This is a genomic window from Microtetraspora glauca, from assembly GCF_040656155.1.
In the GTDB taxonomy this organism is placed as follows: Bacteria; Actinomycetota; Actinomycetes; order Streptosporangiales; family Streptosporangiaceae; genus Microtetraspora; species Microtetraspora glauca.
In genome coordinates this window covers 429,591-452,379 of record NZ_JBFALK010000001.1, presented here as the reverse complement: position 1 = coordinate 452,379, position 22,789 = coordinate 429,591, and the positions used below count along the sequence as shown (strand labels likewise).

At 71.9% G+C, this 22,789-nt stretch carries 17 protein-coding genes; 3 read left to right on the top strand and 14 right to left on the bottom strand.

Going from position 1 to position 22,789, the window contains the following annotated elements:
• Window positions 1–34: 34 nt before the first annotated feature.
• From AB0I59_RS02105 to AB0I59_RS02090, 4 genes are all read right to left on the bottom strand, one after another.
• The gene (locus AB0I59_RS02105) at window positions 35–1,492 is read right to left on the bottom strand and encodes a DUF5719 family protein (protein WP_358129141.1); all 1,458 of its coding nucleotides are present in this window, start codon (window positions 1,490–1,492) and stop codon (window positions 35–37) included.
• Window positions 1,489–4,329 carry a glycosyltransferase gene (locus AB0I59_RS02100; RefSeq protein WP_358129138.1) on the bottom strand — a complete coding sequence of 947 codons (2,841 nt, stop codon included), beginning with the start codon at window positions 4,327–4,329 and terminating at the stop codon, window positions 1,489–1,491. Before AB0I59_RS02100 ends, AB0I59_RS02105 begins: the two co-directional genes overlap by 4 nt.
• Window positions 4,330–4,495: 166 nt before the next feature.
• Window positions 4,496–4,753, bottom strand: a complete 258-nt coding sequence (locus tag AB0I59_RS02095) for a WhiB family transcriptional regulator (RefSeq protein WP_061253439.1) — start codon at window positions 4,751–4,753, stop codon at window positions 4,496–4,498.
• A gap of 192 nt (window positions 4,754–4,945) precedes the next feature.
• Window positions 4,946–7,075 carry a hypothetical protein gene (locus AB0I59_RS02090; protein ID WP_358129135.1) on the bottom strand — a complete coding sequence of 710 codons (2,130 nt, stop codon included), beginning with the start codon at window positions 7,073–7,075 and terminating at the stop codon, window positions 4,946–4,948.
• A gap of 167 nt (window positions 7,076–7,242) precedes the next feature.
• Between AB0I59_RS02090 and cofD the strand changes: the two genes are divergently transcribed.
• Both cofD and AB0I59_RS02080 read left to right on the top strand, forming a co-directional pair.
• Window positions 7,243–8,193, top strand: coding sequence for a 2-phospho-L-lactate transferase (gene cofD / locus AB0I59_RS02085; protein WP_061253437.1), 951 nt, complete (start codon window positions 7,243–7,245; stop codon window positions 8,191–8,193).
• Between the two features lie 20 nt (window positions 8,194–8,213).
• Complete coding sequence (locus AB0I59_RS02080) at window positions 8,214–9,497, top strand: coenzyme F420-0:L-glutamate ligase (protein ID WP_358129132.1); 1,284 nt, start codon at window positions 8,214–8,216, stop codon at window positions 9,495–9,497.
• An 18-nt stretch (window positions 9,498–9,515) separates the two neighbouring features.
• Here AB0I59_RS02080 and AB0I59_RS02075 read toward each other — a convergent pair whose 3' ends face one another.
• From AB0I59_RS02075 to AB0I59_RS02045, 7 genes are all read right to left on the bottom strand, one after another.
• Window positions 9,516–10,079, bottom strand: coding sequence for a vWA domain-containing protein (locus AB0I59_RS02075; protein WP_358129129.1), 564 nt, complete (start codon window positions 10,077–10,079; stop codon window positions 9,516–9,518).
• Window positions 10,070–11,275, bottom strand: a complete 1,206-nt coding sequence (locus AB0I59_RS02070; RefSeq protein WP_358129126.1) for a substrate-binding domain-containing protein — start codon at window positions 11,273–11,275, stop codon at window positions 10,070–10,072. The genes AB0I59_RS02075 and AB0I59_RS02070 overlap by 10 nt, the downstream gene beginning before the upstream one ends.
• Before the next feature lie 102 nt (window positions 11,276–11,377).
• Window positions 11,378–14,005 carry a bifunctional FO biosynthesis protein CofGH gene (locus tag AB0I59_RS02065; protein ID WP_358129123.1) on the bottom strand — a complete coding sequence of 876 codons (2,628 nt, stop codon included), beginning with the start codon at window positions 14,003–14,005 and terminating at the stop codon, window positions 11,378–11,380.
• Between the two features lie 315 nt (window positions 14,006–14,320).
• Window positions 14,321–15,301 (bottom strand): DNA-3-methyladenine glycosylase family protein, encoded by a 981-nt coding sequence (locus tag AB0I59_RS02060; RefSeq protein ID WP_358129120.1) that lies wholly within the window; start codon window positions 15,299–15,301, stop codon window positions 14,321–14,323.
• An 86-nt stretch (window positions 15,302–15,387) separates the two neighbouring features.
• On the bottom strand, window positions 15,388–16,491 hold the full coding sequence (gene manB, locus AB0I59_RS02055) for a mannose-1-phosphate guanylyltransferase (RefSeq protein ID WP_082776562.1): 1,104 nt from the start codon (window positions 16,489–16,491) through the stop codon (window positions 15,388–15,390).
• Between the two features lie 147 nt (window positions 16,492–16,638).
• Window positions 16,639–17,649: a lysylphosphatidylglycerol synthase transmembrane domain-containing protein gene (locus AB0I59_RS02050; RefSeq protein WP_061253431.1), complete on the bottom strand. Its 1,011-nt coding sequence runs from the start codon at window positions 17,647–17,649 to the stop codon at window positions 16,639–16,641.
• 106 nt (window positions 17,650–17,755) lie between these two features.
• Entirely contained in the window at window positions 17,756–18,601 is an 846-nt protein-coding gene (locus AB0I59_RS02045; protein WP_358129117.1) for a class I SAM-dependent methyltransferase, read from the bottom strand.
• A 155-nt stretch (window positions 18,602–18,756) separates the two neighbouring features.
• Between AB0I59_RS02045 and AB0I59_RS02040 the strand changes: the two genes are divergently transcribed.
• A complete protein-coding gene (locus AB0I59_RS02040; protein WP_358129114.1) occupies window positions 18,757–19,704 on the top strand; it encodes a lysylphosphatidylglycerol synthase domain-containing protein in 948 nt (315 codons plus the stop codon).
• Here the strand turns inward: AB0I59_RS02040 and AB0I59_RS02035 are convergent.
• From AB0I59_RS02035 to AB0I59_RS02025, 3 genes are all read right to left on the bottom strand, one after another.
• Window positions 19,674–20,750: a glycosyltransferase family 4 protein gene (locus tag AB0I59_RS02035; protein WP_358129515.1), complete on the bottom strand. Its 1,077-nt coding sequence runs from the start codon at window positions 20,748–20,750 to the stop codon at window positions 19,674–19,676. The genes AB0I59_RS02040 and AB0I59_RS02035 overlap by 31 nt on opposite strands.
• Window positions 20,751–20,754: 4 nt before the next feature.
• Window positions 20,755–21,684, bottom strand: coding sequence for a glycosyltransferase family 2 protein (locus AB0I59_RS02030; protein WP_061253707.1), 930 nt, complete (start codon window positions 21,682–21,684; stop codon window positions 20,755–20,757).
• A 236-nt stretch (window positions 21,685–21,920) separates the two neighbouring features.
• Window positions 21,921–22,748, bottom strand: a complete 828-nt coding sequence (locus AB0I59_RS02025; protein ID WP_061253428.1) for a permease-like cell division protein FtsX — start codon at window positions 22,746–22,748, stop codon at window positions 21,921–21,923.
• Window positions 22,749–22,789: the final 41 nt, after the last annotated feature.

Here is a 22,789-nt window from a genome sequence, read left to right as displayed (position 1 = left end):
CGGCCGCCCCGCGCTAGGGAGTGTCTGACACGACCTAGGGCAGGACGGCGCCGGGCGAGTCGACGGTGGCCGGCACGATCGCCCATGTCCTGGCCGGCGCCAGCGGCTGCGTGGTGAGCAGCACACCCTGGGGGGTGTCCTCGCTCAGCACGCGCGCGCCGTACACGGGACCCGATCCGGCGACCGGCACGATGTGGACGGCGAAGCCGGAACCCGCGCCGGCCGGCGGAGTGAGCTTGATCTCCTTGCTGCGGGCCGCGGGCAGCGTCACCTCGACGGGCTCGGCGGGGGTGCCGCGCTGGGGCAGCAGCTGGATCCGTACCGTGGCGGCGGTGAACGGCGCGGAGAGCACCAGGCGGGACTCCCGCTTGCCGCTCCCCTTCGCGGACTTCTTGCCGGGGCCGCCGTCCGCCACCACGCTGCCGAGGTCGATCGGCACCGCGCCCGCCGTGAAGGCCGCGTCCCGCATGTCGCCCGTCCCCGTCATCCTCATCCCGGCGACGATGGGCTCGTCCGAGGTCAGGACCAGGGCGCCGGGCTGGCCGCCGACCCCGGTGGTCAGGTCGATCGTGGTCGTGGAACCCGCGGGCACCTCGACGGACTCCTTGTTCTTCAGCGCGTAGGAGCCGTCCTTCAGCACCGCCTTCACCTGGACGACCGTGTCCCGCTCACCAGGTGTGGCGACGTACAGCTCGCGCTGGCCCGCGCTTCCGGGGAGGCCGGGCACGACGACCCGGGTGGACGGCGGAGCGGAGACGGGGAGCCAGTCCACTCCCTTGCCCTCGCCGAGGGACGCCCTGATCGCGGCGGCCACCCTGCCGCCGCTGGTGCTCACCTGGACGGCCATCACCAGGGGCGAAGGCGCCAGCTCGCGCAGCTTGACCTCGCGGTATTCGCCCGGCTTGACGACCATCCCGTTTCCGCGGTCGGCGAGCACCGGCCCCTCGCCCGCGTAGATCATGATGCCGACGTAGGCCGGAGCCTCGTCGGAGTTGGCCAGATGGAGGGTGACGTCGGCCGCGGCGGGTCCCGGGCCGACGAACCATGCCTCCGCGCCGGGTTCGACGCAGCGCACCCCCGAGAGTCCGCGCTGGGCTCCCGACGTCACCTGGGTGGTCTGCGCCGCCTCCAGGCCCGCGGCCATCGCGCCCATCCCCGCGACCGTGACCGGCCGGGTGCGCACCGGGACGTCCTGCCGCCACAGCGTGCCCACGTGGTCGAGCGTGGCCAGCGGCTTGGCGCCCTTCATCTCGGCGACCGTGGCGGCGCCGCCCTGCCCGCTCGGTCCGCCCAGGGGCGTGACGGCGGTCATCCTGCCGCCACCGGGGTCGGGGCAGACCATGGACACGGACTCGACCGCCACCTTGACCTGCTGGGCGGGCTTCTGGGCCGCGGGCGCGGGACGGCTGACGAAGGCCACGCCGTACAGCGCTCCGAGGGCGAGCAGCACCAGGGCGAGCAGCCCGAAGCGGTTCTCGATCAGCCCCTTCATGCCGGCACCTGCTCCTCGGGGTTCTTCGGACGCCTGCGGGAGGGCCGGGCCGGTGCCGGGGCGTCGCCGTAGTCTTCCTGCTGCTCCGCCGTACGGGCTCCGGGCGAGGCCAGGACCAGCACGAGCGCGACGAGCGCCGCCTGCGCCCACAACCAGGTCCGGTGCCAGCCGTCGCCTCCGGAGGGCGGCTTCGGCACGGTGACGGTCCCGGCCACCCGCCACAACCCGCCGGTCTCCGAGAGGCTCACCCGTACCAGGGCGGGTTCCGAGTCCAGCGAGCGTTGCAGCGCGACGTCGACGGGGCCGGGCACGGTGACGAACTGGACGCCGTACGCCGCCAGGATCTGGACGTCACCGCCGCCCCGGCCGGAGGCCAGGCCCGCGACCGCGGTCCCGACGCGCGCGGTGTCGGCCGCCGGGGCGCGCAGGTCGGACTCCCCGATGAACGGGGCGCGCCCGGACAGGAGCGTGTACGCGAGGCGGCCGCCCTCCGGGCGCATGAGCAGCGTGCGCTCGCCGTTCGGCGACCAGGCGGCGCTGAGCGGCGGCACGGGGTCGCGCAGGTCGCCGCGCAGCGGGCCGCCCGCGCCGCCGACGATCCACAGACCGGCCGCGGCCAGCGGCGTGGCGAACGCGACGATCACGATCAGCAGGGCGCCCGCCCTGCGCGGGCCACCCGCCGCGCGGAACTCGGTGATCCGGTGCGCGGTGAGGGCGGTCGCGACGAGCAGGCCGGTGGCGGCGAAGGCGAGCGGGACGCCGGGCCACTCGGCCAACCGGCTGACCACGACCGCGAGCAGCACGCCGAACAGCGTGACGCCCCAGCCGATCGCGACCACCGTCTGGTGGCGGCGGAGCAGCAGCGCGCCTAGCGCGACGGCGACCAGCCCGGCGGTGACCCAGACGGGCGGCGTTCCGGGGCCGCCCGGGTTGAGCATGAGCAGCGCGTCGGCGCCCAGCCTCGGATCGGCGAGGGAGGGATCGGCCAGACCTGATTCGAGCAGGATGCGGCGCGGTTCCCGCACGATCTCGGCCAGCCAGGGGAACAGCAGGACGATCGGCGTTCCCAGGCCGATCGCCAGGGACACCCCGACGCCGCGCCGGATGCCGCCGAAGGACACGGCGGCGAGCCCGCCCAGGATCGCCACCACGACGTAGACGAGAGGGGCGAAGGCCGTGCCGATCGCGAGGAGCAGGCCGAAGCCCCACGCGGCCCGGCGTGACCCCGCGACGACCCGGGTGGCGAGGGCCGCGTAGACCGGGATCAGCACGAATACCAGCGCGGTGCCCACCCGGCCGCTCGCGACCACCCCGGTCGCCACCGGCAGCAGCGCGTACGTCGCGGCCAGCCACACCCGGGCGGGCGTGTAGGTGATCATCCGTCTCGTCGCGACGTACGCCGAGAGCCCGGCGAGCGGCACGCACCCGAGCAGCAGGACGGACACGGCCAGCCAGGTCTTGCCGAAGAAGATCGTGGAAAGCGCCGCGAGGACCGCCACGTACGGCGGGGCCCAGGTGTCCGAGCCGAGACCGGCGGAGTGGTGGTTCTCGACGTAGAGCCGCCACAGGTCCGAGGCGCCGCCGGTGACCGGCACGAGGGCGCCTCCTCCCAGCAGCCCGCCCGCGAACAGCGACCACTCGGCGGCCACGGTGACCGCGAGGAGCAGGACGCAGAGCCACACGCCGGGGCTGGAGGACATCCGCTGGAACAGCCCGGAGTCCGTGAGCAGCTCGTCGCCCTCGTCCTCGGAGGAGGCGGCCGCGGCGTGATGCCGTCCGGCCGAGTCGACGGGCCCCTCGCCAGCCAGGTAGCGCTGGATCATGTCGGCCAACCGCCGCCAGGTCGCGCCGGGCGGGGTGAACAGCCGCGCGACCGCCGGATAGCCCTGTTTCCTGCCCTTCTTCCGTTCCTTGCGCGCCTTGAACAGCCGTCCGGGATGGCCGAGGACGGAGCCGAGTGCGGCGATCTCGTCCAGGGCGTTCGCCGGTTGCTTGGCGAGGACGAACAGGACCGTGCGGACCAGCGAGCCGGTGATGTTGCGGAACACGGAACGGACCAGCGCCCAGAAGGGCAGGTTCGCCATGACCACGAACAGGGCGTTGCGCCGGTCGATGCGACGCGGGTGGTCGTCGCTGGCGGCGATGCGCCTCCGGCGCCGGGACGCCGCCTCGGCGTGCCAGGCGACGGCGTCGGTCACGTTGAGCACGCGATGCCCAGCGACCCTGGCCCGCCAGCACAGGTCCAGGTCGTCGCGGAACAGCGGGAGGCGCGGGTCGAGCCCGGCGAGTTCCTCCCACACCTCACGGCGGATCAGCATTCCCGCGGTGGAGACCGAGAGGACGTCGAGCACGCCGTGCGTCCCGTCGTGCTGCCCCTGGTCGTATTCGCGGGGCTCCAGGCCGGTGTCCCTGCGTCCGGAGCGTCCGACGGTGACGCCGATCTCGAGCAGGACACGACGGTCGAGCCAGTCACGGAGCTTCGGGCCGAGAATCGCGGCCTTGGGGTTCTGGTCCGCGGCGTGGAGCAGCGCCCGCAGGGCGTGCGCGTCGGGCGCGCAGTCGTCGTGGAGCAGCCACAACCACTCCTGGCCGGACGCTCGCGGGAGCCGTCGTACGACCTCGTGCACGGCCTCGCCGAATCCGGTGGACCTGGACATGCTCAGCACGCTGCTCGGTCCGAACGCCTCGGTCAGGATCCGGCCGCTGCCGTCACGGCTGCCGTTGTCGACGCCAGCGACACGGTCGAGTGGCCGGGACTGCCGGAGCACCGCTTCGAGCGTCTCCTTGAGCCAGCGGGCGCCGTCGTGAGCGACGACTATCGCGGTGACGGAGTGCACGTGGATGAGTCCTCGGGGGGTTGCCCCCACAATCTCAGCAAATATCCGAGATCGCGGGAGATATCGGCCTAACGCGCGACAACCCTACGGCACCCTCGGCTCACTCGATCACGGGAGAGCCGAATCGGTCGGCGGGGTCGCGCGTCGTCCGCGCGACCCCGCCATCTCACACCGCCTGGCGCTTGATTCTGCGCCGTTCCCGCTCTGACAGCCCACCCCAGATGCCGAACCGCTCGTCGTGTTCGAGCGCGTACTCAAGGCACTCCGCTCTCACCTCGCACGAGCGGCACACCTTCTTGGCCTCTCGGGTCGAGCCACCCTTCTCCGGAAAGAACGCCTCCGGGTCGGTCTGAGCGCACAGCGCACGCTCTTGCCACCCAAGATCCTCACCGTCGAGCGCCTGTGCCATGACCTGATCGGCCATTGCACACCTCCCTGTCGCTCGCCAGCCCACAATGGAGCCCCCCATGGAACGCCTTCCTGGTTACCCAGCTATTGGAAGGCGTAACAACATGTCTGTAATTACACGCGCGTGCCGCGTGTGGCGTCAAGCGGCATACCGATACCCGGGGAAAGACCAGCTTGCCCCGGTTCGTAACCCTTGTGTTCAGCCGTATCAGCGTTGGGAACCGTACCAGGGGGCCTGCGGATCAGCTCCGTGACCTGCCTGTTCTGTGCTCACACCTTCCTCAAGCTTTGCCTGCGACCGCTCGGGGGCGTAGATCGCGGTCGGGTCGATGGTGTCCTCTCGACGCGACGGACCGCTCAGCGGGTCGCCCTGGTAGAGGTTCGCGTCGAAGCGCATGGTCTGGTCGCTCGGGGCGGCGTACCGGGCGGGCTCGGGCGTCTGGGCGTGGCCGAGCGGGTTGTCGTAGTAGTCGGGGTAGTCCTGGGGCGCCGTCTGGGATCCGGCGTAGTCGACCGGCTGCGCGTGCTGCTGGTAGCTCTGCGCCTGCTGGTAGGCGGCGGCGAGCTGCTGCTCCCTCGGGTCCACGGCCTGCTCGTACGGGCGGGACGGGTCGAACCCCTGGGCGGGCGGGACCTGGTGCTGAGCCGGCTGCTCGAACGAGGGAGCCTGCTCTGCCGCCTGGTGGCCGAACTGCGCACCCGAGTAGCCGGAGAACGACGAGGACCCCTGCTGCCCGTAGTCCTGCTGCCCGTACGAATCCTGCTGGCCCTGGCGGTTCTGCTGGCTCTGGTGGCTCTGCTGGTTCTGCTGGCCATAGGGCTCCGCCTGCGGCCGGCCGTACGTCTCCTGCTGCTGCGCGTACGGCTGGGCCTGCTCGGCGGCGGGGTAGGCCGCCTGGCCGAACCCCTGGTCGGCGTAGCCCTGCTGGGCGTAGCCGACCGCCTCGATCTGCGGGACCGGCGGGAACGGGGAGTTGTCCTGCTGGCTCCCGAAGGCTCCGTAACCGGAGGCGTCGCCCTGCTGGCCCGCGTAGCCGTGCTGGTCGAACATGGGGCCCTGCGGAGGCTGCGGGTAACCACCGGTCGACTGGGGGAACGCCTGGGGGGCGGGCTGCTGCACGGGCTGTACCGGCTGCACGGGCTGTACCGGCTGCGGCGTGGGCTGCATGGAGTGCTGGGCCGCCGGCGTGGGCTGCATGGAGTGCTGGGCCGCCGGCGAGGGAAGCTGGGCGGGCTGCTGGCCGAACGGCACCACGGCGGCGGTCTGCGGCTCAGGAGCGTAGCCCTGCGGCTCGGAGGCGTACCCCGGGGATTCGGGGGCGTATCCCTGGGGCGGGAAGTGGGCGGCGGGCTGCTGCTCCTGCTGGGGGTAGCCCTGGTTCACCGGCTGGGGCGCCGGCGTGTACCCCTCCTGGAAACCCTGGGCGGGCGCGTACGGCTCGGCGGGCGAGGCGGCGTACGGCTGCTCGGCCTGGCCGGACATGAAGGACGGCTCCGGCTGAGGCTGGCCGTACCCGTGCTCCGGCTGCGGCTGGCCGTACGCGGGCTCCGGCTGGGACTGGCCGTACCCGTGCTCCGGCTGCGGCTGGCCGTACGCGGGCTCCGGCTGGGACTGGCCGTACCCGTGCTCCTGCTGGCCGGAGCCGAAGGGCTGCTCGCTCTGGGCCTGGCCGTAGGCGTGCTCGGCCTGGCCGGGCATGTAGGCGGGCTCCACCTGCGTGGGAGCGAAGGAGGGCGTTCCGGCGGCGGCCTGCGCCGGCTGCACGGCCTGCGCCGGCTGCACGGGCTGGACGGGAGAGACCGGCTGAACCGGAGGGACAGGCTGAACCCCCTGTGCCTGCTGCGGGTTGTATCCGGCGAAATTGTCGTCGGGAAAGCCGAAGAACCGGTCGTCCGCGCGGCCCGGCTTGCTGCGCGGCACGTCCGCGCCGATGGAGCTCCGGGCGAAGACCAGGCCGACGGCGGCGAGGGCGACCATGGGCAGTGCCATCACCAGATATTCGAGCTTGTCGCCCATGGATCCGTCGGCGAAAATCCCGGCAAGCGTGCTGACCAGGCCGAGGAGCGTGGCCAGACCGAGCGTCGCCATGGTCCCGAGGTTGACCAACCGGGCTCGCGGAGTCGGATCGCCGAACCGCGTGACCAGCAGGACCGCGCCCACGGCGAGCGCCGTGGAGACGGGACTCACGAAACTCGACAGGGTGACGGCGGCGCGGCCCGTGAACGACCCCGCTCCGAACAGCAGACGGATGGCGCCGAGGAGAACGCCCGTGGCGACCACCGTCAGCATGATCCACGCGGCAGGCTCGCGCAGCCGTCCGGAATCAACCTTGACCACCACTACCCCCAACGCCTTCCAAAAGACACTCGGGGAAGTTTCGCACAAGAGCGACTTTGGTGTCGGTAGACCCAACAACCTCAAGCCATTACAACTGTTTCCTACCTCACATTTATCGCATATGAGGCGCGTGCCGTCCGCCGGAAGCCGGGTGCGAGACTGGCGGCATGCGCATCGTTTGCCTCGCCGGCGGGATCGGCGGCGCCCGTTTCCTGCGCGGCCTCAAGGCGGCCTGTGCCGCCTCGGAAGAGCCCGCCGAGATCACCGTCATCGGTAACACCGGGGACGACATCACCCTGTTCGGCCTCCGGGTCTGCCCCGATCTCGACACCGTGATGTACACCCTCGGCGGCGGCATCAACGAGGACCAGGGTTGGGGCCGCACCGACGAGACGTTCACCGTCAAGGACGAGTTGGCCGCCTACGGCATGGAGCCCCAGTGGTTCGGGCTGGGTGACCGCGACGTCGCCACGCACATCGTGCGCACCCAGATGCTGGCCGCGGGTTATCCCCTGTCCCAGGTCACGGAGGCGCTCTGCGCGCGCTGGCAGCCCGGCGTCCGACTGCTTCCCATGTCCGACGACCGGACCGAGACCCACGTCGTCGTCGACGACGGCCAGGGCAGGCGCGCCATCCACTTCCAGGAGTGGTGGGTGCGGCTGCGCGCCTCTCTCCCCGCCGAGCAGATCGCCCTCGTGGGCGCGGACGAGGCGAGCCCGGCGCCCGGCGTGCTGGAGGCCGTCCGCGAGGCGGACTTCGTGATCCTGCCGCCGTCGAACCCGGTGGTGAGCATCGGCACGATCCTCCAGATCCCCGGCATCCGTTCCGCGCTCTGCGAGAAGACCGTGGTCGGCGTCTCCCCCATCATCGGCGGCGCGCCGGTGCGCGGCATGGCCGACGCCTGCCTGAGCGCCATCGGCGTCGAGACGAGCGCCCAGGCGGTCCTGGAGCTGTACGGCTCGGACCTCATCGACGGCTGGCTCGTGGCCGAGGAGGACAAGGCCGTCTCCCTCTACGGGGTGACCGTCGAGGCCCGCCCCCTCCTCATGGACTCCCCCGAGGCCACCCGGGACCTCGCCGCCGCCGCGCTCACCCTCGCCCGCACCCTCACCTCGTGACCCCGCGAGAGGACGTACCGTTGACCCTCATCAGCATCACCGGCGTCCCCGGCCTGCCCGAGACCCGGCCGGGGGACGACATCGCCGCCCTGGTGGCGGACGCCGCACCCGACCTGTCCGACGGCGACATCCTCGTCGTGACCTCGAAGATCGTGAGCAAGGCGGAGGGCAGGGCCCGGCCCGGCGAGAGCCGTACCGAGGCGATCATGGACGAGACCGCGCGCGTGGTCGCGCGACGCGGCGACACCGTGATCGCCCAGACCCGGCACGGGTTCGTCATGGCCGCCGCCGGGGTGGACGCGTCGAACACCGAGCCGGGCACGGTCCTGCTGCTGCCGGAGGACTCCGACGCCTCCGCGCGGCGGATCAGGAAGGGCGTGCGGGCCCGGACCGGCGCCGACGTGGGCGTGATCGTCTCCGACACCTTCGGGCGTCCCTGGCGGCACGGCCTGACCGACGTGGCGATCGGCGCCGCCGGGGTGCGGCCCCTGGACGACTTCCGCGGCAAGACCGACGCGTACGGGAACCCGCTGCGGGCGACGGTGACCGCGCTGATCGACGAGATCGCGGCGGCGGCCGAGCTGGCCAAGGGCAAGCTGGCCGGGGTGCCGGTGGCCGTCGTGCGCGGGCTCGGCGACCTCGTCACCAGCGAGGACGGCCCCGGCGCGCGTGTCCTCGTCCGGCCCGCCGACGAGGACATGTTCCGGTACGGCTCCGCCGACGTCGTCTTCGCCCGCCGGACGATCCGGGAGTTCTCCGGCGCGCCGGTCGATCCCGCGGCGGTGCGCCGGGCCGTGGCCGCGGCCGTCGCCGCCCCGGCGCCGCACCATACGACCCCGTGGCGGTTCGTCCTCCTGGAGACCCCCGCGGCCCGTACGGCACTGCTCGACGCGATGCGGGACGCCTGGATCGCGGACCTGCGCGGCGACGGCTTCTCCGAGGAGTCGATCGGGAAGCGGGTCAGGCGGGGCGACGTGCTGCGGAACGCCCCCTACCTGGCCGTCCCTTGCCTGGTGATGGACGGGTCGCACACGTACCGGGACGACCGGAGGAACGCCGCGGAGCGCGAGATGTTCGTCGTCGCGACCGGCGCGGGCGTGCAGAACTTCCTGGTCCAGCTCGCGGTGGAGGGGCTCGGCTCCGCGTGGGTGTCGTCCACCATGTTCTGCCGCGACACGGTGCGGAACGTGCTCGACCTCCCCGAGAGCTGGGACCCGATGGGCGCGGTCGCGATCGGCCACGCCGCCGCGCCGCCCCGGGACCGGTCGCCCAGGGACGCCGCGGACTTCGTGGTCACCCGCTGACGGCGCCCGACGGCTCCGTCAACCCGCCGAACCCGGGCAGGTCGGGTGGCACAACCGCCGCGCCAGCGCCGAGAGGAAGACGTCGATGATCTGTCCGGGCTGCTCGGCCACGTAGAGCTGCCCGTTGGTGACCGAGACGATCTCGTTCAGGGCGTTCCTGTCGGCGCCGGTCCCGAACGCGACCACGATGATCTGGACCGGCCGCTCGGGGTCCCACTCCGCGCGGAGCGCCTTGACGAGTTCCGCGCGGGACACGCCCCTGCCGTCGTCCTCGCCGGCGGTGAGCAGGAGCAGCGAGTTGCTCATCAGCGGGTCGTAGTCCTTGGACACGTCGCGGAAGCCCGCGAGGATCGAGTCGTACAGCGAGCTGGCCCTGCCGGGGAACGCCTTGATGCCGTCCGCGATGCGGAACAGGCTGGTCCTGCGGATCTCCTGGCCGGAGTCCGGCTCGGTGATCGAGCCGAGGCCGACGAGCCTGCGCTGGTCCGCGCCGCCCTGGAGCTTCCTGGCGAACTCCCAGACGCCGATGGCGGTCTCGTCCGGGAACATCTTGATGACGATCTTGGCCGCCTCTATCGCCACGTCGAGCCGGGTCTCGCCGCCCGGCCTGATCGGCTCGGCCGTCTCCTTGGAGACGTCGGCGAGGACCAGGATCCTGGTCGGCGGCGCCAGCCTGCTCCACGCCTCCAGCGCCTCGTCGATGACCTCGGGCGTGATGGAGGGGCGCGCATCCGGCGCGTCCGCCGGGATGTCGGGTCCACGGGGAACGGCGGCTCCCGGCCGTCGGCCGTGCGGAACCCGTCGCGGCGCACGGCCTCCTGCGTCTCGGCCGAGCGCAGCCAGCCCGCGAACAGCCGTGACCCGGCCGCCCGGTCGGGGTCGGCCGAGGTCACGACGTACGGATAGTCGAGGTTGATCGTCCCCTCCTTGGGGTGGAGGGCGACCACGGGCGCCACGCCCGCCCCCTGGTTGTGAGCCCACACCGACTGCTCGGGGACGACCACGACCGGGCGTGTCCAGAAGCCGGGGGCGTCGATGGCGGCGAGCATGCCGCGGTAGTCGGGCGCGGAACCGGCCTGCGCCATCCGGACGAACGCGGTCAGCTCCTTGCTCGCGTCCGGGCCGGTCCCGACGATGTCCCGCGCCGCCGCGACCGTGGCGACGCCCGCGCCGGACACCGAGGGGTCCGGAACGCGGACCACGTCCGGCTCGCGGTCCGTGGGCTCCAGCCGGCCCCGTACGGTGGCGGGGAAGACCATGTCCCAGCTCATGGCCGTACGACCGGCCGCGAAGCGCTGGGCGAGGGACCGGCTCGTCGCGAACACCAGCGGGGACGTCGCGACGACCGTCTCGTCCGAGGCGACGTCCTGCGCGCCCTGCTTGCGGGCGAGGCGCACCCAGGCGGAGGAGTCCGCGATCCAGCCGTCAGGCCGCTGCGGCAGGGCGCCCGCGCGGTCGCCGATCAGCGTGCGCAACACGGGCGCGGGGGGCTGCTCGGCGACCTGGACCTTGACGCACCGCCCGTCGACTCCGGCCTCGGATTCGTTGAACCGCCGGGCGGCCTCCATGACGGGCGGCGCGATGTCCACCGCGGCGGCCACACCGACCAGGATCGGATCGCGGGCAGAACACGTTCCCAGACCCGCCCCCATCACGCGGACGGCCCCCGCGGCCAACAGAAGCACCACCACCGCCGACGCCGCCACGACGACGCTTCTCCGTACCGGAAGGCGCGGCTGGTCAGCGGGTGTCGCGGCGCGGTGACGACCGTACGGCACGGGCATGACCCCTCTCGGTCAAGGGGTCACGATTGTGCCAACGGGCCCCGCACAGGACGCAAGTACCTCGACGGCAAATATGTAGAACTTGTTATAACCACATCACGCGATGGGCAGGGTCCTCCTGACGCTCTGGCAGACGCCGTCGCTCCGCTCCGCCGCGGCGATCCGCTCGGCGCTCGGCGCCTCGTACGACGTGGTGCGCTGGCGCAGCGGCCGCCCGATCGGGGCCACCATGGCGGCGATCTCGCTGATCGTCTTGTAGGAGCCGTTCTCCGACCCGGCCATGCGGCTGATGGTCTCCTCCATCAGCGTGCCGCCGAGGTCGTTCACGCCTCCGTCGAGCACGGCGCGGCAGAGGTCGTCACGGAGCTTGACCCACGAGCACTGGATGTTCGGGATCGCGCCGTGCAGCATGATCCGCGCCAGGGCGTGCACGGCGCGGTTCTCGCGCGCGGTCGGCCCGGGACGCGCCACCCCCGCGAGGTAGATCGGGGCACTGTGGTGCACGAACGGCAGCAGGACGAACTCGCGGAACCCGCCCGTCTCCTCCTGGATCCTGCGGATGAGCCGGATGTGGCGGACCCAGTGCGCGTGTGTGTCGACGTGCCCGTACATCATGGTCGAGGTCGTCGGGATGCCCACCTTGTGCGCGGTGGTGATCACCTCGATCCACTCCTTCGCCGGGAGCTTGCCCTTGGTCAGCACCCAGCGGACGTCGTCGTCGAGGATCTCGGCGGCCGTGCCCGGCAGCGAGTCGACCCCGGCCTCCTTGGCCGCGTGCAGCCATTCCGCTATGGACAGGTTCGTACGGCTGGCGCCGTTGATGACCTCCATCGGCGAGAACGCGTGCACGTGCATGTCCGGGCAGCGTTCCTTGACCGCGCGGGCGATGTCGAAGTAGGCCGTTCCCGGCAGGTCGGGGTGGATCCCGCCCTGCATGCAGACCTCGGTGGCGCCCGCGTCCCACGCCTCCCGCGCCCGGTCGGCCACCTCGGAGAGCGAGAGCGTGAAGGCGTCGGCGTCGGTGCGGCGCTGCGCGAACGCGCAGAACCGGCAGCCGGTGTAGCAGACGTTGGTGAAGTTGATGTTCCTGTTGACGACGTAGGTGACGTCGTCGCCCACCGCCTCACGGCGCAGCCCGTCGGCGATCCGGGCCAGTTCGTCGAGGCCCGCGTCGTCGGCGCCCACGCCGTTCTGGTCCCCGGCCAGGCCGAGCAGCGCAAGCGCCTGCTCGTCGGTGAGCGTCGCCGGGGCGGTCTCCGCGACGCGCAGCGCCTCCCGGACCTCCGAGGTGGCGCCCCCGCCGGCGCCTGCGGTGTGGGGCAGCCGCTCGCGGAGGGCGTCCCAGTCGCCGTAGACGCTGTCGAAGTCGGCCCGGCGGTCGGCGGTCCGGCCCTCGGAGTCGATCGCGATGTGCAGGTCGGCGCGGCCCGTGGTCCGCGGCGCGGCGTCCGCCTGCGTCTGGAAGCCGCCGTCGGGCTCCTGCCACGGCCGCCCGACCGGCGTCGCGTCCTCCCGGGCCAGGCCGGTACGGGGATCGGCCAGGGCGGCGACGTGCTCGCGCAGCCGGGGGTCGAGCCACGGTTCCCCGGCCAACACGTATTCCGGATATATCGTCAGGCGTTCCCGAAGCTCGAACCCGGCGGCGGCCGTACGGGCGGCGAGGTCGTCGATCTGCGGCCACGGACGCTCGGGGTTCACGTGGTCGGGCGTGAGCGGCGAGACGCCGCCCCAGTCGTCGATGCCCGCGCGGATCATCAGTGTGAACTCGTCGTCGACCAGGTTCGGCGGCGCCTGGATCCGCACCTTGGGCCCGAGCACGAGCCTGGCCACGGCGATCGTCGCGGCGAGCTCCTGGAGGTCGGCGTCCGGCATGCCGCGCATCGCCGTGGCCGGCTTGGCGCGGAAGTTCTGGACGATCACCTCCTGGATGCCGCCGTACTCCCGGGCCACGCGGCGGATCGCGAAGATCGCCTCGGCGCGGTCCTGGACGGTCTCCCCGATGCCGATCAGGATGCCGGTGGTGAACGGCACGCTCGTGCGTCCGGCGTCCTCCAGCACGCGCAGCCGTACGGCCGGGTCCTTGTCGGGCGAGCCGTAGTGCGCCTGGCCCTTCTCGGTGAAGAGCCGCTCGGACGTGGTCTCCAGCATCATGCCCATCGACGGCGAGACCGGCTTGAGCCGCTGGAGATCGCGCCACGTCATCACGCCGGGGTTGAGGTGCGGCAGCAGGCCGGTCTCCTCCAGCACCCGTACGGCCATGGCCCGGACGTAGGACAGGGTGTCGTCGTACCCGTGGGCGTCCAGCCACTCGCGGGCCTGGTGCCACCGGTCCTCGGGGCGGTCTCCCAGCGTGAACAGGGCTTCCTTGCAGCCCATCGCCGCTCCCTGGCGGGCGATCTCCAGGACCTCGTCCGGCGGCAGGAAGGGGCTGTCGAGCTTGTGCGGCGCGGTCGCGAACGTGCAGTAGCCGCACCGGTCCCGGCACAACCGCGTCAGCGGGATGAAGACCTTCCTGCTGTAGGTGACGATCCCCGTCCGGCCCACCGCATCCAGCCCGGCGTCCCTGACCCGTGAGGCGTGGTCGAGCAAGGTCTCCAGGTGATCGCCTCGGGCGTGCAGCAGGACGACGGCCTCGGTGACATCGAGGGCCTTGCCGTCGCGTGCCCGAGCCAGTGCCCGCCGCAGCGCGGCGTCTGTGGGGTTCGCGCTCATGGGCTGCACCATACGTCGCGGCGTACGACGGCCCCTCGGCGGGGTGGGCCCATCAATTCAGAGTCACTTAAGAGACAACTGCAAAAGAATTCAATAGACGTAAATAGATGCACGCAAACATACTGGAGGCATCACCCACTGCCACCACGGAGGTCACCATGACCTGGCTCGTCGTCACCTTCCTGATCGTCGTCGCGGTCCTCGCCCCGCTCTTCGGCACGGACACGCGTGACGGTCGCGACTGGACAGCCGCCGACACGCCCCGAAGTCCCTCGGGCGGCGGCACCCGGCGGTTCCGATCACGCCGGACCCCGGAGCGGCGCGAGGTCAGAACGACCGGTAGTCGCGAACGGGCATCCGCGGGCCGCGCGCCGGTGGCCTGCGGCCACTGAGCGTGATCAGCCACGCCACCCGATGGCGCTGGCCCCTGAACGGTTCGAGGAGTTCCAGCATGGCGGCGTCGTCCACCTTCCGCCCGGTCAACGCGTAGCCCACCAGGCCCGACAGATGGAAGTCCCCCACGCTGGGCGCGTCGGGATCTCCGTGGGCACGCTGGCGGACCTCCGCCGACGTCCAGACCCCGATCCCCGGCAGCGCCCGCAGCAGGCGATCCGCCTCCGCGCAGCCGGCCGCCCCTGACGGCGGCGGCACGGTCGCCTCCAGCTTCACGGCGTGCGCGGCCGCATTGATGATCGTCCGCGCTCGTACGGCCTCCGCCCCGGCCCGATGCCAGTCCCAGGAGGGGATCCGCCGCCAGGTTTCGGGCGACGGGATGACGATCATGCCCTCGGGTGCGGGCCCTGGGGCGGCGTCGCCGTACGTGCGCAGGAGGCGGCGCCAGGCGCGCCACGCCTCCATCCCGACGACTTTCTGCTCCAGCACGGCGGGGACCAGCGCCTCGAAGACGCGGGACGACCGTCCGACGCGCAGGCCCGGATGCCGGGCGGCCAGCTCTCCGACGAAGGCGGCGGTACGCGCGGCTCCTGAGGCGGCCGCCCGCGCCAGCGTGTCCGCGAAGGCCGAAATATCATCATCCGCTCCGAGCAGGGCGGGCAGGGTCTCCAGCAGCCACTCGGCCCCCGGACCCCACGCCTGACCGAACACCTCGCCGGCCGCGGCGGTGATCCGCAGCGTGCCGGGACCGTCCGGGGTGCGTGAGGTCCGCCAGAACGCGCCGTCGGGCGTGCGCCGCCAGGTGGGATCCCCGCCCCCGTGCTGGTGCGGCGACAGCGTCAGGACCAGGTCGAGGGCCCCGGCGGGCCGCCACCGGCGTTCCCGTGCCCGCTCCGCCGCGCCTGTCGGCGTCATCGCTCCTGCCACCACACCATCTCAACGTACTCGGCCGGAGCGGCACCAAATGTCGCTGTATGTCGCTGTATGCCGCTGGACCTCTGCTAGACGTCGCTGGAGAACCGGACCGAGCACTCGCGCAGCGTGACGCCGGGCCAGACGCGCGCACCGGCGGCGAGTTCGTTGCCCGGGCCGATGACGGCGCCGTCTCCCACGACCACGTCGCGCAGCACCGCGCCGGTCGCGATCCGGGCTCCCGTGCCGACGATTGAGTCGACCACGGTGGCGCCGGGCTCCACCACGGCGCCGTCGCCGAGGACGCTTCCCTGGACGCTGGCGCCCGCCTCCACGGAGACGCCGGCGCCGACGACCGTCCCCCCGCCGACCTTGGCCTCGGGCGAGACCGTCGCGCCGTCCAGCAGGAGAAACTCGCCCACCGGCCCCGGCAGGGCGTGCGACTCCAGCTTGCCGAGCACGAGGTCGGCCGAACCCCGCACGAAGGCGGCCGGGGTGCCCACGTCGAGCCAGTACGAGGCGTCGGAGTAGCCGAGCACCAGTTCCCCGGCCTCGATCAACCCGGGGAAGGTCTCCCGCTCCACCGACACGACCTGGCCGGCCGGGATCGAGTCGATCACCGAGCGCTGGAACACGTAGCACCCGGCGTTGATCCGGTTCGTCACCGGATTGGGGGTCTTCTCCAGGAACGCCGTGACACGGCCGTCGGGGGACGTCGGCACGCAGCCGAACCTGGACGGGTCGTCGACCTCGGTCAGATGGAGCGTGGCCGAGGCGCCGCGCTCGACGTGCACCCTGATCTGGTCGGCTATGTCGTGTCCGGAGAGGATGTCGCCGTTCAGCACCAGCACGGGGGCGTCCGGGCCGCAGGTGAGCGCCTCGGCCGCGTTGCGGATCGCGCCGCCGGTGCCCAGCGGCGTCTCCTCCGTCATGTAGACGATGTCGAGCCCCAGGGACGAACCGTCGCCGAAGGCGTCGGCGAACATCGACGCCCGGTAGGAGGTGGCGAACACGATCCGCCGGACCCCGAACGAGCGGGCCTTGGCCAGTTGGTGCGCGAGGAACGGAACCCCTGCCGTCGGCAGCAACGGCTTCGGCGTAAAAAGCGTCAAAGGCCGCAAACGCGTTCCTTGACCACCAACCAGAAGAATCGCCTCATAATGGGCTGACTCCGGCAAACAGCTCTTCCTCACATTGGCGAGGTTAGCCTAACGATCCGCAGGACGCCGTGAGGAAACCAGATGTGCCCGACCTGAGACCTGCCCGGAAAATTCCGCTGACCTGGCAAATGCCGTGAATCACACAAAACCATCGGCGGCCGGTGTGTCCTCGATCGCACGCTATTCCCGCCGCGAATCCTCCGGCCCCGGCGTGACGTCCGACGTGCTCCCGGACGTGCTCTCATGCGCGCTCGGGGAGACGGCGCCGGAGGTCCCGGATCTCCCGGCGGCCACGAGTGCCGCCCGCCGCGCGGAGATCCCGGCGAGGGCCGCACACACGAGATCGCCCACCGAGACGATCAGCCGGGAGCAGAGCGTCGCGGCGATCGCGGTGTCCTGGCTGAGCACCGGCGCCAGTGCCGCGACCATCGCGACCTCGCGCACCCCCACGCCCGCGGGGGCGATCACCACGATGAAGCCCAGGCACCAGGCCAGCGCGAACGCGCCGACGCTCAACAGCGCCGCCTTCGGCCCCGTCGCGCCGAGGCCGTGGACGAGCAGGGCGAGGTGCGTGCCGTACGCGGCCCAACCGGCGAAGGCCCAGCCGCACGCGACGAGCACGCCACGCCGGCTCAGGGGCCGCTCCAGCGGCGGCTTGCGCAGCAGCCTGAGCCCGAGATTGATGCCCCAGTTGACCACGGAGGGATGCAGGGCGGCCGCGAGCACCGGGATCAGCAGCAGCAGCCAGGCGAACTTCGCCACCGAGCCGCCCGCGAGCACCGGCAGCGTCACGGCCGCCGTCAGCAACCCGCTGCCCAGATAGACGGGATAGGTCAGGAAGTACGCCGCCGCGCTGCGCGATCTCGGGATGGCGTGGTCACGGCCCATCTCCATCTGGGCCAGCACCGGCCAGAGCGATCCGGGGATGTACTTCCCGAGCTGGCCGATGAAGAAGATCTTCGCGGCGTCCCGGAACGCCAGCGGCGAGCCGAGGTCGGCGAGCAGGGCCCGCCACATCATCATGCCGCAGACCAGCGCCGCGACCACGGCGAGCAGGGAACCGCCGAGCTCCGGCCAGGACAGCCGCGCGAAGCCCGCCGACACCTCGGTCCACCGGCTCGCGACCGCCCACCCGCCGAAGCCCAGCGCGACGGCCAGGAAGAGCAGCCGGAGGGCCTTGCGCCCGGTCACCGGCGCACCGCCCGCTCCCCCGTCCGATCCTTCGCCGCCGCCCCGCCCGGCTCTCGGCGTCGCGCACCGGTCATGGCGTGGGCACCGGTCATCGTGTGGGCGTCGGTCATCGTGTGCGCACCGGCTCGGGCGGTTGCGGAAGCACGGGTCCGCGCGGGCGGCGCGGCGTCCTGGTCGCGACCCACAGGTACGTCGGCACGATGGGCAGCAGGGCCCGGAGCGCCTCGCGCGGCGCCCGCTCCAGGGTGCTCTTGGCGACCCGGCCCACCGCGCCGGGGAACAGCTCGCCGCCGGCGAACCGCTCGGGCGAGGCCAGCACCGGGAACGTGTAGTCCCACACGTGGAAGTCCCTGAGCATCCTGCGCAGGCCGCCCCGGGTGCGGAAGCGCTCGTAGTAGTTGTCCGCCCGGCCGAACGCCCGCACATAGCGGTCGGCGGCGGCGGGCGGCAGGTAGGACAGGAACGGCAGCTTGTAGTGCGGCTCCATGACGCCGAGCCGGTTGCCGAGGCCCAGGTAGAGCACGCCGTCGTCGGCGAGCACCCGGTGCATGTCCTTGATCACCGCGTCGGGGTCCACCACGTGCTCGTAGATGTGGTTGAACACCAGCACGTCGACCGAGCCGTCGGGGAACGGCAGCGCGCCACCGTCCGCGCACACGAACTCGACCCGCTCGCCGAACCGCTCCGCCGCCCTCCGCAGACCGGGGACGTCGATGTCCACCCCGAACGTGCGGCTCGCTCCCGCGCCGGCGAGCTCGTCGGCGATGAACCCGGCGGAACAGCCGATGTCGGCGACGGTCAGCCCGGCCAGCGGGCGGGCGGGATCCTCGGCGCCGAGGAAGTGCCCGAGCACCGCGATGATCTTGGCGGCCTTGCGGCGGCGCTTCTCCTCGTCCAGCATCGCGGACTGGAACTCGGAGTACTCCAGCTGGGCGGCGCGTTGCCTGCTCACCGGTCGCTCACCACTCCCCGGCCGCTCATCGGCCCTCTCACCACTCCTCCGCTTCCCACGCCGCCCAACAGTACCGGCGCGCCGGGGCGGGCTCGGCCCACCTTGTGGACAACCCACCCCTACCAAACGGTAGCTTCGGGCCGTACTCTTGGCGGATGCTGAGCCGCCTGCGGTCGAGCCGACTGCTCAGGGGCCTCCTGGCCCTGGTCGCGCTGGCCTTCCTCGGGTACGGCCTGGCCAGGAACTGGACCGACACCTCGGCCGCGCTTGTCCGGCTGTCGTGGTGGTCGCTGGCCGGATGCCTCGCCGCCGTACTCGTCAGCTACGCCTTCATGCTGCTCGCCTGGATGGCCGTCCTGGGCGGGATCGGCTCGCGGCTGCCCTTCCGTGTGGCCGCGCGCGTGCTCTACGTGGGGCAACTCGGCAAGTACATCCCCGGCTCAGTGTGGGCGTTCGCGGCCATGATGGAGCTGGCCCGCGACCACGGAGCGCCCCCTCGGCGCACGTTCAGCGCCACGGCGCTCGCCCTGGTCACGTCGCTCGGCTGCGCGCTCACGCTGGCGGCGGCCACCCTCTCCCGGCAGATCGCCGGTCAGGCGTGGCACCTGATGGCGCTGATCCCGCTCATCCTCGTCGGCCTGCACCCCCGCGTACTCACCTGGGGCCTGAACCTCGCCCTCAGGATCGCCCGCAAGGAGCCCCTCGACCGGGTGCTGAGCGGTGCGGACATGCTCAGGGCGGCCACCTGGACGATGATCGGCTGGCTCTGCTACGGCATCCACCTGTGGGTCCTGGTCGCCGACATGCGGTCCGGCGGGCTCACGCTCTACGCCGTCGCCGCCGGGGCGTACGCACTGGCCTGGGCGACCGGCATCCTGACGGTCGTGGTCCCCGCGGGCATCGGCGTACGCGAAGGGGCGATGGTCGTCGCGCTCGCGCCCGTCCTGGACACCCCGAGGGCCCTGGTGGTCGCCGTCGTGTCGCGGGTGGCGTTCACGCTGGGCGACGCGGCCTGGGCCGGGCTCGGCTTCCTCCTCGCCCGCACCCTGCCGCGTCCCGCCCTCCCGCTCGGTCAGGAAAGGCCGAGCAGCGTGTCGACGTAGGTGTCCCAGAAGGGCTCGGGATCGACGGCCTTGACCCCATCGGCCAGCCGCCGTGCCGTACCCGGCTCGTAGAAGCGCGTGATCGCGTCCGCGAGCGCGTCCACGGAGCCCGGCTCGACGAGCAGGCCGTCCACGTCGTCGGTCACGTTGTCGGGAAGCGCGCCGACCCTGGTCGCGATGACCGGGACGCCGTGCTCGTGACCGAGCCACACGTTCTGGCTCGCCGTCGCCGAGCGGTACGGGAGCACGAGGGCGTCGGCCCGCGCGAACAGGCCGGGCACGTCGTCGGCCGCGACGTACCCCGGCCGCAGCTCGACCCGGTCGTCCAGCCCGAGCTCGCCGATGAGCGCCCTGGTCTCCTCCAGGCCGCCCCAGAACTCGCCCGCGACCGTGAGGCGCACGTCCGGCACCCGAGCGAGCGCCCGCAGCAGCAGGTCGAGCCCCTTGTACGGCCGGACGATGCCGAAGAAGAGCAGCTCGCGCCCCGGCTCGCGCTCCCGCGAGGCCGGGAGGCCGCGCGCGGGCAGATGCGGCGCGAGCGCGGACACCCCCACCGGGACCCCGGTGAGTCCCCGGGCCAGCTCCGCCTGCTGCTCCGAATGCGCCAGGACCGCGTCGACCCGGGCGAGCAGCGCCTTCATCAACGGCCGGTCGTACGGCTTGCTCTCGTGCGGAAGCACGTTGTGGCACAGCGCCACCACCCGGGTCCGGCGGCGCAGGCCGTACAGGATGCCGAGGTAGGCGGGCACCTGCACGGGGCTGAGGACGGCCAGGATCACAAGGTCGGCGCCGCGCAGCCGCCGTCCGCGGCGGACCCAGCCGTCGGGCCGTCGCCAGTCGAGCTCGCGGCGCGTCTCGGGGTACGGCTCGCCCTCCGGCGTGTCGATCGTCTGCTGTCCGGGATAGAGGAAGGAGGGGTACTGCGCCTTCCACGACTCGATCACCACGTCGTGGCCACGCGCCCGCAGCCGGTGGGCCAGTTCGGTGGTGTGCTGCGCGCCGCCTCCCTTGTAGGGGTAGGTCGGGCCGACGATCGCGATCCTCATCGCGTCACTCGGCACGCGAGCGGACGATCAGGTCGGCGAGCAATGCCAGCGACCCGATCAGCAGGCCGGAAATGAAGATCACGGTCGTGTTGCCGGCCAGGTAGAACGGGGTCTTGATGTTGTCGTAGACCCCCTTCACCACGCCGATGCCGACCAGCCAGATCGCGGGCGGCATGAGAACCTTGAGCGGATTGAAGTACATCACCATCCGCAGCACCTGCAGGATGTAGCGGTAGGCGTCGGAGATGAAGCTGAACTTCGACTTCCCGGCCCGCTTGCTGTACTCGATCGGCAGGTAGTAGACGTCGTGCTGGTTCGACAGGAACGACAGCGTGATCGTCGTGACGCAGGAGAACCCGGGCGGCAGCAGCCGGAGGTACGGCTTGGCGACCGACTTGCGGAACGCCCGCAGGCCGGAGTTGAGGTCGGGGATCTTCTGCCCGGCGAGCCGCTCCGCGACCTTGCGGATGAACCACTTGGCGGGCACCCGCAGGAACTTGTGCGAGCCTTCCTCGGTGGTCCGCGCGCCGACCACCTGGTCGATGGTCGAGTCCTTCTCCAGGATGCCGACCAGCTCGGGGATGCGCTCGTTGGGGTAGGTCATGTCGGCGTCGGTCCACACGACGATCTCGCCCCGGGCCTCCTGGGAGCCGATCCTGCGCACCGTGCCCGATCCGCCGTTGCGGTGGAACGCCTTGATCCGCATGTGCGGGAAACGCGGCGCCGCCTCCTGGAGCCGCGCGAGCGTCTCGTCGCTGGAGCAGTCGTCCACGGCGAGCAGCTCGTAGGTGTAACCGCTGGCGTCCATGGCCGCGCAGATGCGCTCGACCTCGTCGATCACGTGATCCTGCTCGTTGTAACAGGGCAGGACGATCGTCACGTATGGGGTTTCGGCGGGGATCACGGCGCTTCCAGAGGTATCGGGCGTGCTCACGTCCGGCAAGGGTACTCTGCCCCGGCGACCCCCGACCCCACATCACGATCTCGTAGGGTCCCCGGCCCGCTACGGCCGGACCACCGGTGTCACTTGCGCCACGCCCGCCATGCCGGTGAGCGACTTCTCGATCCGCGCGACGGCCGGGCAGCATGGGTCACTCACGCCACGAACCCTGCCAGGGACAACTACGGCGACAGCGAACCAAGCCCTACGGCGCGGGCTCGTGCGACGCGCTACGGCATGGTCAGCCTCTTCACGAAGGCCACCCCGGCCATACCGGTGAGCGCCTCCTCGACCTGCGGATACGTCGAGGGGTCGGCGAGCTTGACATAGAAGGCGTCGGGCGCCAAGGAGCGCTCCGCGACGGAGCCGATCGGTTTCCACGAGCTGTGCTGGAACTCTCGCAGCGCGCGCATCCAGTTCGCGAAGTAGAGCTTCTCGACACCCGGCAGCCGGCGGATCCGGCCGCTGACGGCCTGCTCCTCGCTCTCGGTGGCCCGGCCGCGCGCTTCGCAGGCCGGGATCCCGGAAACCTTCCTCGGGCACATGGCGACCACGGCATCGGCCTTGCCCTCCCAGAAGCTGTCCAGGTTGGCGGACACGTTGGATACTCCCGGAAGGTTCTCGAGCCGGTCCATCGCCGCGCGCCAGTCCCCCGGGCCGAGCTCTCCTCTGTAGGACTCGGGCATGTCGCTCGCGTCCATCGTGTCGAGAACCGCACGAGAAGCGACATCGACCCCTATTCCGGTCTCGCGCTCCTTTTTGAGGTTCGCGAAGGCCTCTTCGCGGGTCTCGAACCGAAAGCCCGTGACCTCGGGCATCGCCGCGAGCGCCACCTCGATGGCCGCCTTCTCCCCATCCGTGAGCGGCACGGATTCGCGCACTTGGCACGCTCGCCACACGCTGGGCTTCTCATCGCACAGGAAGGCGGAGAAGGTGCCGGTCTCGGGCCAGGGGCCGTCGGGGGGCGGCAGCAGCGGCACGAGGCGCCCGGGACCGTCGGCCACGGCTCCGACGATGAGGAGGCCCATCGACGCGGCCGCCGCGATCGGCTTCCACACTCCCGGTCTCCACACCCGCGACGCCCTCAGGCGGGAACCGA

Bases quoted from the DNA above. Each gene is read 5' to 3' on its own strand.
- cofD (WP_061253437.1), top strand. From the start codon at position 7,243: ATGCGCATCGTTTGCCTCGCCGGCGGGATCGGCGGCGCCCGTTTCCTG.
- AB0I59_RS02040 (WP_358129114.1), top strand. From the start codon at position 18,757: ATGCTGAGCCGCCTGCGGTCGAGCCGACTGCTCAGGGGCCTCCTGGCC.
- AB0I59_RS02105 (WP_358129141.1), bottom strand. From the start codon at position 1,492: ATGAAGGGGCTGATCGAGAACCGCTTCGGGCTGCTCGCCCTGGTGCTG.
- AB0I59_RS02095 (WP_061253439.1), bottom strand. From the start codon at position 4,753: ATGGCCGATCAGGTCATGGCACAGGCGCTCGACGGTGAGGATCTTGGG.
- AB0I59_RS02035 (WP_358129515.1), bottom strand. From the start codon at position 20,750: ATGAGGATCGCGATCGTCGGCCCGACCTACCCCTACAAGGGAGGCGGC.
- AB0I59_RS02060 (WP_358129120.1), bottom strand. From the start codon at position 15,301: ATGACGCCGACAGGCGCGGCGGAGCGGGCACGGGAACGCCGGTGGCGG.
- AB0I59_RS02065 (WP_358129123.1), bottom strand. From the start codon at position 14,005: ATGGTGCAGCCCATGAGCGCGAACCCCACAGACGCCGCGCTGCGGCGG.